Here is a 14,858-nt window from a genome sequence, read left to right on the forward strand (position 1 = left end):
GGCAGGACCCGCCAATACCGCCGGTGACAGGGCGGATTCATCGCCCGCCATAGCGTCGGGTCAACCCCGGATAGCCGGGCGATCCGGATGATCCCAGGCGACCAGCAGGTCGGGGGACTGCAACTCCTGCTGCTCCAGCACCGGTGCGATGGTGAACCGCGCCTCGGCCGCGGTGCGGCGGCGCAGTGCGCCCTCGGACATGCGCAACCCGATGGTGAAATCGAAATCCAGCCCGCGCCCGAGCAGCATCGGGCCCGCGATCAGCAGAATCGTGCCGGGCAGGGCGGTGTGAATCCGCGCCCGGGCGGAGCGATCGGTCTGTTCGTTCCAGAGCGCGGGCAACCAGCGCCCGCTGTCCCGGAGCGGTTTCAACACTTCGCGATTGAGCGCCGAATAGTCGAACCACCCTGTGCGGTAGGTGTATTCGTCCTCCCGATCGAACTCCAGCCGCACCGAGGCCGGACGCACGAAGTCGTGCACTGCGACCACCTCGGCGGGGCGTCCGGTCGTCCGCAGCAGTTCGACGACCGACTCCGCGAACCGCACCGGCTCCGCCGCATCCGCACCGTCCACGGCGATCACCGCGAAGCCGCTCAACTCGTTCGCGCGGTTCGCGACCAAGGCGGCCAGGGCACTCGGAGTGATGGCGGTGAACTCGGGCACCTGTCCATCATGGTCGATTCGGCACCGCATACCGGGATCGGCCGATGATCTCGGCGTTCGGGCAGGTCGCGCGGCTCACACCGGTTTCCGGTTGTTAGCCTGAGCCGGACAATCCGGAAGGGAACGGTGCATGGCGACGATCGAAGAGGCCCTCGAAATCGAGCGGCTCGAGCGTGACATCTTCCGTGGCGCGTCCACCGAGACGCAGCTGCCGCGCACGTTCGGCGGTCAGGTCGCCGCCCAGGCGCTGGTGTCGGCGGTGCGGACGGTCGATCCGGGGTATCAGGTGCATTCGCTGCACGGTTACTTCCTGCGGCCGGGCAATCCGCTCGAACCCACCGTCTACCTGGTGGATCGCATTCGGGAAGGTCGTTCGTTCTGCACCCGCCGGGTCACCGGCGTGCAGAACGGCGAGGCCATATTCACCATGTCGGCCTCCTTCCACGTCGGTGACGAGGGGCCCGAGCATCAGGACGAGATGCCGACGGTGCCCGCGCCGGACGATCTGCCCGACGCGGCGGTCAGTATGAGCCCCGAACGGCTCTGGGCCATGCGCGAATGGGAGCACTGGGACATTCGCACCGTCCCGCAGGAGAAGGTGGATCGGCGCGAAGGTCTCGCCGCCCAGCAACAGGTGTGGTTCCGCTACCGCCACCCGCTGCCCAATGATCCGCTGTTCCACGTCTGCACGCTGGCGTACATGAGCGATATGACCCTGCTCGGCTCGTCCAAGGTCCCGCACCCGGACGAGCCGACCCAGAACGCCTCGCTCGATCACGCCATGTGGTTCCTGCGCCCGTTCCGCGCCGACGACTGGCTGCTCTACGACCAGCAGTCCCCGTCCGCGGGCTTCGGCCGCGCGCTGACCGCCGGGCGCATCTGGAACCAGCGGGGCGAGCTCGTCGCGGTGGTGGTGCAGGAGGGGCTGATTCGCACCTTCCGTGACAAGAAGACCGAATCCTTCCCGCCCGGAACCAACTGACGCACAAGGCAAATGGCCCCGGCGACGACCACTGGAACTCAAGCACTGTTGCCGGGGCCATTCGTGTGGCTCAGGCGGTCTGTACGCGCAGGTGACAGACCACCGTATCCGGCATTTTGCGCAGGACGCGTTCGAGTTCGTCGCTGCGGTGGCTGGGCAGCAGATGATTCCAGCCCGCCGGGGGTTCCACCTCGGCGATGACGACCACCTTGCGGCGGCCACAACGTCCCCTTTGCCCGAACCGCTGTAACCCCCGGTAGGAGCATCCGGCCGCCCCGGATCCGCAGGTGGGGAAGGCCCGCGCAGCGCTGAACCGTATGCTCGACGGCGTGACTCCGAGGATTGGTGTGCTGGCATTACAGGGCGACGTGCGCGAGCACACGCACGCGTTGGCGGCGTGCGGCGCCGAGCCCGTCGCGGTGCGCCGCGAATCCGAGCTGGCGGCCGTCGACGGATTGGTACTGCCCGGTGGCGAATCCACAGCGATCAGCAAACTGCTCGAGGTCTTCGAACTCCTGGAACCGCTGCGGCAGCGACTGCGCGACGGTATGCCCGCCTACGGTTCCTGCGCGGGCATGATCCTGCTGGCGAACGAGGTGCTCGACACCCGCCCGGATATGCATACCTTGAACGGCATCGATATGACGGTGCGGCGCAATGCCTTCGGCCGTCAGGTCGACTCCTTCGAGACCGATCTGGAGTTCGCCGGGCTCGACGACGGTCCGGTACGGGCGGTCTTCATTCGCGCGCCCTGGGTGGAGCGTGCGGGGGCGGACGTCGAGGTGCTGGCGCGCGTGCCCTCGGGTCCGGCGGCAGGGACGATTGTCGCGGTGCGCCAGGGCAATGTGCTGGCGACCTCCTTCCATCCGGAGGTGACCGGCGATCTGCGCGTGCATCGCCTTTTCGTGGAAACGCTGGTGCGGCCCCGCGCCGGAGTCTGACCCGCCGCCCGCGATCATGTGCTCGCGGCCGTCCGGGTCGCGCGCAGTAGACTGGGGCGCTGTCCGTCCGTGGGCACGTAGTGTCGCTGTGGTGAAACTACTCCGCCCCCTGAACCGAGGAAGTAGGGAATGAGCGGCCACTCCAAATGGGCCACCACCAAGCACAAGAAGGCCGGGATCGACGCGAAGCGCGGCAAGCTCTTCGCCAAGTTGATCAAGAACATCGAGGTGGCGGCCCGCACCGGTGGTAGTGACCCGGACGGCAATCCGACCCTGTACGACGCCATTCAAAAGGCGAAGAAGTCGTCGGTACCGAATGACAATATCGAGCGTGCCCGTAAGCGCGGCGGTGGTGAAGAGGCCGGCGGCGCCGACTGGCAGACCATCATGTACGAGGGCTACGGCCCCAATGGTGTTGCGGTGCTGATCGAATGTCTCACCGACAACCGCAACCGCGCCGCCGGTGAGGTGCGCGTGGCGATGACCCGCAACGGCGGCTCCATGGCCGATCCGGGTTCGGTGTCGTACCTGTTCCACCGCAAGGGCCTGGTCACCCTGGAGAAGAACGGTCTCTCCGAGGACGATGTGCTGATGGCCGTGCTCGACGCCGGCGCCGAAGAGGTCAACGACAACGGCGACACCTTCGAGGTCATCTCCGAGCCGGGCGATCTGATCGCGGTCCGCACGGCCCTGCAGGCCGCCGGTTACGACTACGACTCCGCCGACTCGGGCTTCCAGCCGTCGATGTCGGTCTCGGTCGACGCCGACACCGCCCGCAAGGTCTTCAAGCTGGTCGACGCCCTCGAAGACAGTGACGACGTCCAGAACGTCTACACCAATGTGGACATCTCCGACGAGGTCCTCGCCGAGCTCGACGACTAGCTCGTCGCGCCACGCGAATCCGAAGGCCGCCTCCCATTCCGGAAGGCGGCCTTCGTCGTCTTCACCGCCGTCCATGTAATGACGCTGGCCGAACGCGAGAGGCTCCCTGCGTCATGGCGTGGACATCGCCCGGACCACTGAAAGCTGCGGCGGTAGCACGTGATTGGCGTGAGTGCCGTGGAAGAATCGAGGGCATGGTCGAATTGCTGGCGGTTCGAGGGGATATCACCGAGCAAGATGTGGATGCCGTGGTGAATGCGGCCAATTCGTCGCTGCTGGGTGGTGGGGGCGTGGATGGGGCGATTCATCGCAAGGGCGGGCCGGAGATTCTGGCGGAGTGCCGGGCGTTGCGCGCTTCGCAGTACGGGCGGGGACTCGGCACCGGGCAGGCGGTGGCCACGACAGCGGGGCGGCTGCCCGCGCGGTGGGTGATCCATACGGTCGGCCCGGTGTGGTCCGAGACCGAGGATCGCTCGGACTTGCTGACCTCCTGTTATCGCGAATCGCTGCGGGTGGCAGATGATTTGGGGGCGGCGTCGGTCGCGTTTCCGGCGATCTCGACGGGAATCTTCCGATGGCCCATGGCGGATGGGGCGCGCATCGCGGTCGAGACGGTGCGGAGTGTCGGGACCAGCGTCCGGGAGGTGCGATTCGTGCTGTTCAGTGACGATGCGTACCAGGCATTTCGGGCACACGGGCTATAGCGTCGCCGATTCTTGATGCTCCTATTTGTGTCAAGTCATGCTGCGGCGAGCCATGCTCGGTAGCGTTGGGCGAGTTCGTAATCGGGGTAGGTGCCCAGTTCGGTGCGGCAAATCTTGGTGACGTAGGTGCCCATAGCGGCTGCGGCGATGCTGAGGGGAATGTTCTTGGCTTGCCGTGCTGGGCGCAGGTCTTCGAGTCCGGGAGCGGCCAGGCCGCGGGTGAGGGATTTGAAGACCTCGCGAGCGATCGCGCGTTTGAGGATGCGCAGGATCTCGGCGGGGTTGCGGCCTTTATCACGTTGTGCGCGAACGAATTCGCGGGTGCGGGCGTCGGAGGACATACGGACCAGTGCGATGGTGTGCAGGGCGCAGTTCGCGTGTCTGTCACCGCCTCGGGAGAGCCGGTAGCGGGTGGTCTTGCCCGAGGATGCAGGAACCGGGGCGGTGCCGCATAAGGCGGCGAAGGATGCTTCGCTGCGAAGTCGTTCGGGGTTGGCTCCGGCGGTGATGAGCAGTTGGGCGGCGGTGTTGGGGCCGACCCCGTGCAGAGACATCAGGTGGGGGTTGGCGGCGGTGGCCAGTTCGCGGACCTGTTTCTGGAGATCGTCGGCCTGGGTGGTGAGGAAGCGGTGTCGTTGGGCCAGGGTCTTGAGCGCGGTCAGCACCGCCCGCACGACCGGATCAGCTCTGTCTGGTCGGCAGGCTGCGAGCGCGGTGACCAGTGCTTTGTCCTTCAGGTGCCGGTACTTCTCCCGGATCGCGGCTGGGGCGGTGATGAGCATGTGGTGGATCTGGTTCATCGCGGCGGTGCTGGCTTTGACCGCTGAGCGGCGGGCGTTGTTCAACGCGCGCAGCGCCTCGATCTGCTCGGTCTTGGGTGCGGCGTTCGCGCGCCCGGACAAGACCGCGCGGGCGGCCTGGTAGGCGTCGATGGGGTCGGATTTTCCGTGCATCCGCCGCACGGATCGTTCGGGCCGGATGACCTCGCGGACCTCGATTCCCGCCGCGAGGACCGCGCGGGTGAACCCTGCCCCGTAGGAGCTGGTGCCCTCGATGCCGACGACATCCACAGTTCCGTGGGAGGCCAAGAACTCCAGGGCGTCCCGGTATCCGGTTGCGGTGGTGGGGAATTCGTGATCGCCCAGTTCCCGCCCCACCGCGTCCAGGGCCGCGACGTGGATGGTGTCGGCGTGGGTATCGGCTCCCGCCACGAGCGAGATATTGGTGACCGGCCGCGACGCTGCCATGCTTGATACTGCCTTCCCGTAACGACTTCGGTGGGTCGACGCCGGTCGGGCGAGCAGACAGGACATTGATGAGGCTTCGCCAGGCTCTTATTAAGTCATGTCCGCCCGGCCGGCGAGCGGGAGCCTTGACTACCGATCAGACCAAGTGATGGTCAGCCCAGCAGGGCGACAGTCGGTGGGAGAGATACAGCGGTCAAGGCCCTGAAACATCATCAGTGTCGGTGGTGTCTGCAAGGGTGTGGTAGTGACGAATGCGGATGAGGCGTTTCGGATACGGATCGAGGTCAGGGTCTCCGATCTCGATCACCAATTGCATGTGAATGGGAGTGCCTACCAGCAGTTCGCCGATCATGCGCGGTTCGAATGCGTTCGGGCGGCTGGTGTTTCGGTGGAGCAGCTACTGGGGGATGGGTTCGGGCCGGTCAATCTCGAGACGGTGATCAAGTATCACCGGGAGTTGCGGGCGGGGGATCGGGTCGATGTGACCTGCGAATGGGTGTGGGGTGCGGGCAAGACCTATCGGGTCGAGCATCGATTCACCCGGGCGGACGGTGAGTTGTCGGCGACCATCACTCATGTCAGCGGACTACTGGATCTACGCAACAGGCGACTGGTGGCCGATCCGGCGCGGGAATGGGCTGTGCGGGCGAAGGATCCGACTCTGCTCGGCGTGGAACCGGTGTGCTCCTGAAGCACTCGGGCGGTGCGGTCGTGTCGGTGGGCGGGGAACCGGTTCGGGTCCGTTAGACTCTCGAACAGTTGTTCGTCTGCGGTGAGAGGGGTTTTCGTGCGGGTGATGGGCGTCGACCCCGGGCTCACCCGGTGCGGGCTCAGCATGGTCGAGGGTGGAGTGGGGCGCACGGTGACGGCCCTGGCCGTCGATGTGGTGCGCACCCCGTCCGATATGGATCTCGCACAACGGCTTATGGGTGTCGCCGACGCGGCCGAGGCGTGGATGGACGAATACCTTCCCGAGGCGGTCGCGGTCGAGCGGGTGTTCTCCCAGCACAATGTGCGCACGGCCATGGCCACCGCACAGGCGGGCGGGGTGATCGCGCTGGCGGCGGCGCGGCGCGGTATCCCGGTGCACTTCCACACCCCGAGTCAGGTCAAGGCCGCGGTCACCGGAAACGGTTCCGCGGACAAGGCGCAAGTGACCACCATGGTCACCCGTATCCTCGGGCTGGCGGTCGCGCCGAGACCCGCGGACGCCGCCGACGCGCTGGCATTGGCGATCTGTCACTGCTGGCGCGCGCCGATGATCGATCGCATGGCCAAGGCCGAGGCCCTGGCGGCGGCGCAGCGGCGCATGTACGAGGAAAGGCTTGCCCAGCAACGGAAGGCGGTATCCGGGTGATCGCGTCGGTACGCGGTGAGGTGCTCGAGATCGGGCTCGACCATGTGGTCCTGGAGGCCGCCGGGGTCGGGTATCGGCTCAATGCCACTCCCGCCACCCTATCCACGCTCACCACCGGGGAGGACGCGCGGCTCTATACGACCATGATCGTGCGCGAGGACTCGATGACGCTGTTCGGGTTCTCCGACACCGAATCTCGCGAACTCTTCGGACTGCTGCTCACCGTCTCCGGCGTCGGCCCCAAGATCGCCATGGCGGTGCTCGCGGTGCTCGAACCCGAAGCCCTGCGCAAGGCGCTCGCCGAGAGCAATGTGGCCGCGCTGACCCGCGTGCCCGGTATCGGCAAGCGCGGCGCCGAGCGCATGGTGGTGGAGTTGCGCGACAAGGTGGATCTCGTTCCCGTGCAGTCGGGTCCGCCCGGATCGGGTCCGGCCGCGGTGGCGACGCCGGTGCGCGAACAGGTGGTGGAGGCGCTCATCGGCCTCGGCTTCCCGGTCAAACAGGCCGAACCCGCCGTCGAGGCGGTGCTGGTGCACGATCCGGACCTGGGCACCTCGCAGGCATTGCGGGCCGCGCTGGGGCTGCTGGGCAAGAACCGGTAGGCGCTCATGATCGACGACGAATCCGACTTCGCTCCGGAACCGGAGTTCGCCCCCGGCACCGACTTCGACACCGATGCGGCCGAATCAGCGGTCACCGCGGGCTATCTCGCCTCCGACGGCGAGATCGAGGCCAGTCTGCGCCCGAAATCGCTGGACGATTTCATCGGCCAGCCGCGGGTGCGGGAACAGTTGGCGCTGGTGCTGCGCGGTGCGAAACAGCGTGGCGGCACCCCGGATCACGTACTGCTCTCCGGGCCGCCGGGCCTGGGTAAGACGAGTATGGCCATGATCATCGCCGGTGAACTCGGCACCGCCCTGCGCCTGACCTCGGGTCCGGCGCTGGAGCGCGCCGGGGATCTGGCCGCCATGCTCAGCAATCTCGTCGAGGGCGATGTGCTGTTCATCGACGAAATCCACCGCATGGCACGGCCCGCGGAGGAGATGCTCTACCTCGCCATGGAGGATTTCCGCGTCGATGTGGTGGTCGGCAAGGGGCCGGGTGCGACGTCGATTCCCTTGGATATCGCCCCCTTCACCCTGGTCGGCGCGACCACCCGCTCCGGTGCGCTCACCGGTCCGCTGCGTGACCGCTTCGGCTTCACCGGGCATATGGATTTCTACGAACCCGATGAGCTGCAACGGATTCTGATCCGCTCGGCCCGGATTCTCGGCGTCCAGATCGAGGAGGACGCTGCCGCCGAGATCGCCGGTCGCTCCCGTGGCACGCCGCGTATCGCGAATCGCCTACTGCGTCGCGTTCGCGACTACGCCGAGGTGAAGGCCGATGGCATGGTCACCCGTGATATCGCCAACGCCGCCCTCGAGGTGTACGACGTGGACGTGCTCGGCCTGGATCGCCTGGACCGCGCGGTATTGGCCGCGCTCATCCGCAGTTTCAACGGCGGCCCGGTGGGTGTGTCCACCCTCGCCGTGGCGGTGGGTGAGGAGTCCGCGACCGTGGAAGAGGTCTGCGAACCCTTCCTCGTGCGTGCGGGTTTGATCGCCCGAACTCCCCGGGGGCGCGTGGCCACGGCCGCCGCCTGGGAGCACCTCGGCTTGGTCCCGCCGCCCGATCTGGTCTTCGGTTCCATCGAAGTCCGTGCCCGCGAACAACATCCGGGTCTGTTCGACTCGCTGTAGCAGGTCGTGGTCACACGGGCGAGCGCTCCGGGACAGGTGATGTCCCGGAGCGCTTCTCCCACAACCTCTTCCCCGGATATCGGGGTACGGGGAAGCGTCGTCCGGCCGGTGGGAGGGTTATCGGGCTCGGCCCATACCGGGTCCTACGCGTCGCGGTCGCGTCCGGTTCAGTCGACGGTGAGAACGAGTTTGCCCGCGGTGCGGCCGGTTTCGCCCAGGGCGTGCGCCTTGGCGGCATCGGCGAGTGGGAAGGTGCCCGCGATGGCCGGGCGGAGTGCACCGGATTCGGCGAGCTCGGCCAGTGCGGTCATACCCGCGTGATCGGCCTCGACCAGCAGCAGGACCGCGCGCACGCCACGCTCGGCGGCGGCGGACACCAGGCTCTCGGCTCCGAGGGCGCGCAGTGAGACGAGAACTCCCTGTGGGCGCAGCGATCTCATCGATTCGATGGCATGGTCGGCATCGATGGGATCGAGGATGACATCCACATCGCGGACCGTCTCGTGCACATCGACCGCGTGATAGTCGATCACCTCGTCAGCGCCCAGGGCGTGCAGGAATTCGTGATTGGCCGAGCTGGCGGTGCCGATCACGTACGCGCCGCGAGATTTCGCGATCTGCACCGCGAAGTGGCCGACGCCGCCCGCCGCGGCATGGATCAGCACCCGTTGCCCCTGCTGCACATTCGCCGTATCGACCAGGGATTGCCAGGCGGTGAGCGCCGCCAGCGGGATGGCCGCGGCCTGAATGTGATCGAGGTTGGCGGGTTTGCGGGCGAACGCGCGGGTCGGTCCGGTCACGTACTCGGCGGCCGCGCCGTGCCCGTGCGGGTAGGGGAGCATGCCGAAGACCTCGTCACCGGGTTGGAAGAGGGTCACGCCGATACCGACGGCGACGACCTCGCCGGAGACGTCCCAGCCGAGGACGAACGGCGGCGGGGGCAGGAACAGTCCGGGGCGGCGACGGTGACCCCAGTCGGTGGGGTTGAGGGCGGTGGCGCGCACGCGCACCAGAATCTCGCTCGGACCGGGCTGCGGAACCGGGCGCTGCACCTCGGCCAGCACCTCGGGGCCGCCGAGCGTGTCCTGGCTGATGGCGCGCATGGTCTGGGGGATGTTCTCGCTCATGAGATCAGCTTGCCGTCGATGGACGCACCGGGAAATGGCATGATCGCCATTATTCGATAGGATCGTGCCATGCAGATCGAGGCAATCCGGCCGCATCGTGTGGTCGTGCTGGCATTGGACGGGGTGTATCCATTCGAGCTGGGTATCCCGAACCGGGTGTTCGGTACGGCCGACGGGCGGTACGAGGTGCTCACCTGCTCGGTCGACGGTCGGCCGGTGCGCAGCAACTCCGATTTCCACATTGCCGTCGAGCACGACGCGAGCCTGTTGGCGACCGCGGATACCGTGGTGATCGCGCCCTGCGATGTGCTGGGCATGCTGGATAGTGGCCTGCCGCAGCAGGTTTCGGAGGCGCTCGCACGGATCAGACCGGGCGCGCGGCTGGTCTCCATCTGCACCGGCGCGATAGTCGTGGCCGCCGCCGGACTCCTGGACGATCGCCCCGCCACCACACACTGGAACTTCGCGGATCGCTTCCGCGAGCTCTATCCCCGTATCCGGGTCGACCCGAATGTGCTCTACGTGGACGATGGCGACATCCTCACCTCCGCGGGCGCGTCCGCCGGAGTCGACCTGTGCCTGCACCTGATTCGCCGCGATCACGGCAGCGAGGTCGCCAATATGGTGGCCCGCCGCTGCGTCGTCGCGCCCTGGCGCGAAGGCGGCCAGGCGCAATTCATCGAACAGCCCGTACCCCCGCCCGCCGCCGCGGGCACCGCCGACGCTCGGCAGTGGGCCCTGGAGAACCTGCACACCCCGCTCACCATGGCCGATCTCGCCGACCGCGCCCGCATGTCCGGCCGCACGTTCGCCCGCCGCTTCCGCGACGAGGTCGGCATCAGCCCCGGCCGCTGGCTCATCCAGCAGCGCGTCTTCCGCGCGCGCGAACTCCTGGAAACCACAGAGCTTTCCGTGGATCGCATTGCCGCCGAAGTAGGTTTCGCCACCGGTACCTCCCTGCGCCAGCACATGCACGAGGCCATCGGCGTAGCCCCCTTGGCGTACCGCCGTACGTTCCGCGCCCTCGCCAACGCCGAATCCTGAACCGTTGCAGGAAGGTTCAGCCCCGATGTAGCCGCACCTCGTTGAACTGCCCCCGTCATCCCGGCGCGCTTTCGGCCGGGATCCACACCCGCAGCGCCGCAATAGGTTCTGCCGATTCCGGTCGACAGGGCCTTCAACGCCGCCCGGTGCGCAGGCTCAACTCCCGCACCTCGCGCAGATGTTGTTCCATCGCCGCCGCGGCAGCCTCGCCGTCCTGGCGGGCGACCGCGTCGTAGATGAGATGGTGGCCGTGCAGCGATATCCGCCGCCCCACCCGGGTGCGATGCGAGAGCGTCCGGGTGCGCCGCGTCCACTCGGCGGTCATGGTGCACAACGTCACCAGCAGCGGATTCTGCGCCGCATGCGCGAGCAGCGCGTGGAATTCGATATCCAGCCGCACCGACTCCTCGGCGGAGAGGGTTTCATGGCTGCGCGTCAGCACATTCTCCAATGACAGCAGATTGGATTCCACCGCGCGCAGCGCCGCCAGGTGCGCGATGCGCGGCTCGACCAGATCGCGTAATTCGCTGGCATGCCCCAACTCGATCTCGGCCTCGCCCAGTCCGCCCGCCAACTCCGCTGCCGCGCGCGGTATATCGGTGACGGTGCTACCGCGGCCCTGCCTGCGCTCGATGAGCTTCTTGGACTCCAGCTCGAACATCGCCTGCCGCAGCGACGATCGGGAGATATTCATCTTCGCGGCGAGCTCGCGCTCCGATGGCAGCCGATCACCGGCGCGCAGTTCGCCGCTGATGATCAACCCTTCCAGGTGTGCCGCGACCTCCGCGCTGACACTGCGGGTGCGGCGGCTCAGCGGTGGTATCGAAGCCGTCATCGGCTCAACTCTAAATACATTCGGAGGTAGGCGATTTCGGCGGCGTTAAGCAATAGTTACGTCTGGTTTCGAACAGCGCCTCGGGCCGGTGAGCTGTCCTATGGTCGGCACATCGGATGGTCCGACCAATTGCGGTCGGGTAGGGAAGGTGTGCGCGTGACGTCGATTGTGCAGGGATTCGCCCCCGCGTTCGCGGTGCTGCAACAGGGCGAGGGAATCGGCGGCGAGGCGCGGTACATCGCCTCCGAGCCGGACAAAGTGCTGTGGGGACGTATCCCCCATGCGGGCGACACACCGATCGCGAGCATCGATCCCGGGCAGTCGGTGCTCATCGACACCATCAGCCACGAGGGCATTCTGGAGGATCAGGGCTCGGATCCGGTGGCCTACTTCGGCAGGCATGGCGTCGAGCGGGACCATATCCTCTGTGACGCAATCGAAGTCACCACCGCGCGCAAGCGGGACTCGCTCGCCGGACCGCATATCGTCACCGGGCCGATCGCGGTGAACGGTGCGCGCCCGGGCGATCTGCTCGCCATTCGTATCGACGATCTCACCATGCGCGCGCCCTACGGTGTGGTCTCCACCCGGCACAATCGCGGTGTACTGGCGCACAAGCTCGGCTTCGACGGTGATTACGGCCAGTTCTGTAGCGTGGAATCCCGTGCCGGACAGTGGTTCGGGCGCATGCCACTGCACCCCGATCGCCCGCACGCCGCCGAATTTCCGCTCAACCCGTTCCTGGGGCTGATCGGGGTGGCCACCGATACCGATGCGCGATTGTCGTCGGTCCCGCCCGGTCAGCACGGTGGCAACATCGATATCCGCCGTCTCACGCCCGGCGCGACACTCTTTCTCCCCGTGCAGGTTTCCGATGCGCTGTTCTATATCGGTGATCCGCACTTCGCGCAGGGCAATGGTGAGGTCGCGCTGACCGCGTTGGAAGCGCCGCTGCGTGCGCGGTTGACGGTGGACCTGATTCCCGCCGCGACGGTGACAGCAGGGCTCGGCCGTCCTATCGGCCCCTTCGCCGCCGCGCACGGCTTCGTGATTCCCACCGGACTGGATCCGGACCTGAACAGGGCGCTGGAGGCATGTGTCCGCAATACCATCGAAATGGTGGTGGCGCTGTTCGATGCCGATCCGCAGCAGGCGTACCTCTACCTGAGTGCCGCAACGGATTTCAATATCTCCCAGGCCGTGGATCAGGTGCGCGGCGTGCACGGCGAGATCCGCGTCGCCGATTTCGCCCAGCACGCCACCACGGAGCTGGCCCGTCGCATTCTGGAGCGCGCGTAATGGCCGGAGCGCCCGCCGATCCGGCCGCGCCGGAGGCCGAGATGTCGCGACACGAGCCCTCACAGCCGGGAGGTGCCGACGATTCACTCGCGAATGGTGTGTGGCGCGTACACGGCGCGCCCCTGATCGCCGCGCCCGCCCCCGGTGCGCTCACGGGCCACACCGTGGCGGTCAAAGATCTCTATGCCGTAGCGGGTTTCGCCGTGGGCGCGGGCGTGCGGGAGTATCTCGGCGACCCCGAGCCCCGGCACGCCTACGTGGTCGCGGCCCTGCTCGGGGCCGGGGCGGATATCGCCGGAATCGCCCACACCGACGAATTCGCCTACAGCATCACCGGTGCCAATGGCGGCTACGGCATGCCCGTGAATCCGGCCGCGCCGCAGCGTATTCCGGGCGGTTCGTCCAGCGGATCCGCGGTTGCCGTGGCGCGGGGTGAGGCGCGGATCGGCCTCGGCACCGACACCGCGGGCTCGATCCGGGTTCCCGCCGCCTATCAGGGTCTCTGGGGGATCCGAACCACGCACGCCCGCATATCGACTCGCGGTGTGCTCCCGCTGGCTCCCTCCTTCGATACCGTCGGTTGGATCGCCGCCGATCCGCATACCCTCGCCGCCGTCGCCGAATGCCTCATACCGGCGGCGCAGCGCCCCGCGCTCTCGAATCCTGCCCGGCCGATAGTGGACCGAATGCTCTGCGAGGTCGCCGATCCGGCGCTGGCCGCGGCAACGCTCGCCGTTGCGGAGACGGTGGAGGCGAACCCGGTGGATCTGGAGACCGAACTCGAGACCTGGTTCACCGCGTTTCGCACCGTCCAGGCCCACGAAGCCTGGGCCACTCACGGGGATTGGATCCGTGCCCATCCCGGCGCCCTGAGTCCCGAAGTGGCCCAGCGCTTCTCCTTCGCCGCGGGTATCACCGCGGCCGCCGCCGGAGCGGGTCGCCGGGTGCTGTCCGACGCCGCCACCCACCTGCGCACCGCTCTCGCGGGTCGAATGCTGCTGCTGCCCACCACCGCGACCCAGCCGCCCGACCGTGACGCGGACCCCGCCGAACTGGAAGCGGGTCGCACCCGCACCCTGCACCTGACCTGTCTGGCTTCCTTGGCAGGGCTTCCGGCGGTGACCTTTCCGCTGGCCCCCGTGGACGGAATTCCCACCGGCCTCTGTCTACTCGGCGCTCCCGACACCGACCATGCCCTCATCGATATGGCTCGCCACCTCGCCGCCGCCATCTGACGCGTCCGGCCCGGGCACGGCCTGCCCGGATGCCCGGCCACGATAGAGATCCCGATAGACGCGTAGCGCCATGTAAAGGTACGCAAGGGTTTTCGGGATCATCAGCAGACCGAGTTGCGGGATGCGCCGGGCGAACAGCACCACGGGCAGATAGCAGGCGAACGAAGCCGCCATCGCGTTGGCCAGGGCGCCGAAGGTGCGGTCGCCGGTGCGCCGACTGTCCCGCCGCAGCACGGCGATCTCGCTCGCGCCGACCACGAGCAACGGAATATTGCGGTCCACACCCCACCCCACGGGCGTCTCATCGCGATCCCACCGATTGAAAGGCATGGCCAGCATCAGCAATCGCACCACCGACAGCCCGAGCAGTGCCCCGGTGAACCGATCCCAGCTCCGCTGGAACCGGAGCCGCCACGCATCCAGCGACAACACGTAGAACAGCGTGATGGTGATCGAGGTGGCCATCTCACCCAGCCCGATCAACCCGGCGCGCCGACCCCGCCACGTCACATACCCCCGTCCCGGCCCGCGCGTCAGCGAGATCGCCCGCAGCGTCAGATGTGCGGTATCGCCGACGGCGAGCAGTGTGAACGCCTCCCGAAGTCGTTCCGCCGCAGGCTGATCCGCGGGCTCCACCCGCTCCCGCCGCCTCCGCATGGCGATCACCAGCCCCCAGATCGCCGCCAGATACGACATATTGAAAACCAGTTCGAGCCCTCTGCGCGCCGTGCTCGGCATCTTCGTCTCCTCATCGCCGCAGTTCGAATGCGATGAGTCTGTCCCGCCGCGGGTACCGTCCG

Annotated in this window: 17 protein-coding genes; 11 read left to right on the plus strand and 6 right to left on the minus strand. The window is 67.4% G+C overall.

Features of this window, described 5'->3' with window-relative positions:
- Positions 1-60 precede the first annotated feature (60 nt).
- Complete coding sequence (locus tag OHB26_RS25495) at positions 61-663, minus strand: hypothetical protein (protein ID WP_330179777.1); 603 nt, start codon at positions 661-663, stop codon at positions 61-63.
- A gap of 130 nt (positions 664-793) precedes the next feature.
- Between OHB26_RS25495 and OHB26_RS25500 the strand changes: the two genes are divergently transcribed.
- Positions 794-1,645 carry an acyl-CoA thioesterase gene (locus OHB26_RS25500; RefSeq protein ID WP_330179778.1) on the plus strand — a complete coding sequence of 284 codons (852 nt, stop codon included), beginning with the start codon at positions 794-796 and terminating at the stop codon, positions 1,643-1,645.
- Between the two features lie 70 nt (positions 1,646-1,715).
- On the opposite strand, the gene OHB26_RS25505 is transcribed toward OHB26_RS25500, so the two are convergent.
- A complete protein-coding gene (locus OHB26_RS25505; protein WP_330179779.1) occupies positions 1,716-1,853 on the minus strand; it encodes a hypothetical protein in 138 nt (45 codons plus the stop codon).
- 109 nt (positions 1,854-1,962) lie between these two features.
- Between OHB26_RS25505 and pdxT the strand changes: the two genes are divergently transcribed.
- The 3 genes from pdxT to OHB26_RS25520 all read left to right on the plus strand — a co-directional run bounded on the left by pdxT (position 1,963) and on the right by OHB26_RS25520 (position 4,172).
- Positions 1,963-2,586 carry a pyridoxal 5'-phosphate synthase glutaminase subunit PdxT gene (gene pdxT / locus OHB26_RS25510; RefSeq protein WP_330185784.1) on the plus strand — a complete coding sequence of 208 codons (624 nt, stop codon included), beginning with the start codon at positions 1,963-1,965 and terminating at the stop codon, positions 2,584-2,586.
- Between the two features lie 129 nt (positions 2,587-2,715).
- Positions 2,716-3,468, plus strand: a complete 753-nt coding sequence (locus OHB26_RS25515) for a YebC/PmpR family DNA-binding transcriptional regulator (RefSeq protein WP_330179780.1) — start codon at positions 2,716-2,718, stop codon at positions 3,466-3,468.
- Positions 3,469-3,662: 194 nt separating this feature from the next.
- On the plus strand, positions 3,663-4,172 hold the full coding sequence (locus OHB26_RS25520) for an O-acetyl-ADP-ribose deacetylase (protein ID WP_330179781.1): 510 nt from the start codon (positions 3,663-3,665) through the stop codon (positions 4,170-4,172).
- A 35-nt stretch (positions 4,173-4,207) separates the two neighbouring features.
- Here the strand turns inward: OHB26_RS25520 and OHB26_RS25525 are convergent, their stop codons facing one another.
- Entirely contained in the window at positions 4,208-5,419 is a 1,212-nt protein-coding gene (locus tag OHB26_RS25525) for an IS110 family transposase (RefSeq protein WP_330178653.1), read from the minus strand.
- A gap of 244 nt (positions 5,420-5,663) precedes the next feature.
- On the opposite strand from OHB26_RS25525, the gene OHB26_RS25530 reads away from it, so the two are divergent.
- The 4 genes from OHB26_RS25530 to ruvB all read left to right on the plus strand — a co-directional run bounded on the left by OHB26_RS25530 (position 5,664) and on the right by ruvB (position 8,518).
- Positions 5,664-6,110 carry an acyl-CoA thioesterase gene (locus OHB26_RS25530; RefSeq protein ID WP_330179782.1) on the plus strand — a complete coding sequence of 149 codons (447 nt, stop codon included), beginning with the start codon at positions 5,664-5,666 and terminating at the stop codon, positions 6,108-6,110.
- Between the two features lie 96 nt (positions 6,111-6,206).
- Positions 6,207-6,776 (plus strand): crossover junction endodeoxyribonuclease RuvC, encoded by a 570-nt coding sequence (ruvC, locus tag OHB26_RS25535; protein WP_330179783.1) that lies wholly within the window; start codon positions 6,207-6,209, stop codon positions 6,774-6,776.
- Positions 6,773-7,378 carry a Holliday junction branch migration protein RuvA gene (ruvA, locus tag OHB26_RS25540; RefSeq protein WP_330179784.1) on the plus strand — a complete coding sequence of 202 codons (606 nt, stop codon included), beginning with the start codon at positions 6,773-6,775 and terminating at the stop codon, positions 7,376-7,378. Before ruvC ends, ruvA begins: the two co-directional genes overlap by 4 nt.
- 6 nt (positions 7,379-7,384) lie before the next feature.
- The gene (gene ruvB, locus OHB26_RS25545) at positions 7,385-8,518 is read left to right on the plus strand and encodes a Holliday junction branch migration DNA helicase RuvB (RefSeq protein ID WP_330179785.1); all 1,134 of its coding nucleotides are present in this window, start codon (positions 7,385-7,387) and stop codon (positions 8,516-8,518) included.
- Positions 8,519-8,685: 167 nt separating this feature from the next.
- Here the strand turns inward: ruvB and OHB26_RS25550 are convergent, their stop codons facing one another.
- Complete coding sequence (locus tag OHB26_RS25550) at positions 8,686-9,645, minus strand: NADP-dependent oxidoreductase (protein ID WP_330179786.1); 960 nt, start codon at positions 9,643-9,645, stop codon at positions 8,686-8,688.
- Between the two features lie 69 nt (positions 9,646-9,714).
- On the opposite strand from OHB26_RS25550, the gene OHB26_RS25555 reads away from it, so the two are divergent.
- Positions 9,715-10,689: a GlxA family transcriptional regulator gene (locus OHB26_RS25555; protein WP_330179787.1), complete on the plus strand. Its 975-nt coding sequence runs from the start codon at positions 9,715-9,717 to the stop codon at positions 10,687-10,689.
- Between the two features lie 133 nt (positions 10,690-10,822).
- Here the strand turns inward: OHB26_RS25555 and OHB26_RS25560 are convergent, their stop codons facing one another.
- Positions 10,823-11,524 carry a FadR/GntR family transcriptional regulator gene (locus tag OHB26_RS25560; RefSeq protein WP_330179788.1) on the minus strand — a complete coding sequence of 234 codons (702 nt, stop codon included), beginning with the start codon at positions 11,522-11,524 and terminating at the stop codon, positions 10,823-10,825.
- 156 nt (positions 11,525-11,680) lie between these two features.
- On the opposite strand from OHB26_RS25560, the gene OHB26_RS25565 reads away from it, so the two are divergent.
- A complete protein-coding gene (locus tag OHB26_RS25565) occupies positions 11,681-12,823 on the plus strand; it encodes an acetamidase/formamidase family protein (RefSeq protein ID WP_330179789.1) in 1,143 nt (380 codons plus the stop codon).
- Positions 12,823-14,058: an amidase family protein gene (locus OHB26_RS25570; protein ID WP_330179790.1), complete on the plus strand. Its 1,236-nt coding sequence runs from the start codon at positions 12,823-12,825 to the stop codon at positions 14,056-14,058. The genes OHB26_RS25565 and OHB26_RS25570 overlap by 1 nt, the downstream gene beginning before the upstream one ends.
- On the opposite strand, the gene OHB26_RS25575 is transcribed toward OHB26_RS25570, so the two are convergent.
- Positions 13,990-14,796, minus strand: coding sequence for a hypothetical protein (locus OHB26_RS25575; protein ID WP_330179791.1), 807 nt, complete (start codon positions 14,794-14,796; stop codon positions 13,990-13,992). The two genes, OHB26_RS25570 and OHB26_RS25575, sit on opposite strands and share 69 nt — an antisense overlap.
- Positions 14,797-14,858: the final 62 nt, after the last annotated feature.

Source organism: Nocardia sp. NBC_01503 (assembly GCF_036327755.1).
Taxonomy (GTDB): domain Bacteria; phylum Actinomycetota; class Actinomycetes; order Mycobacteriales; family Mycobacteriaceae; genus Nocardia.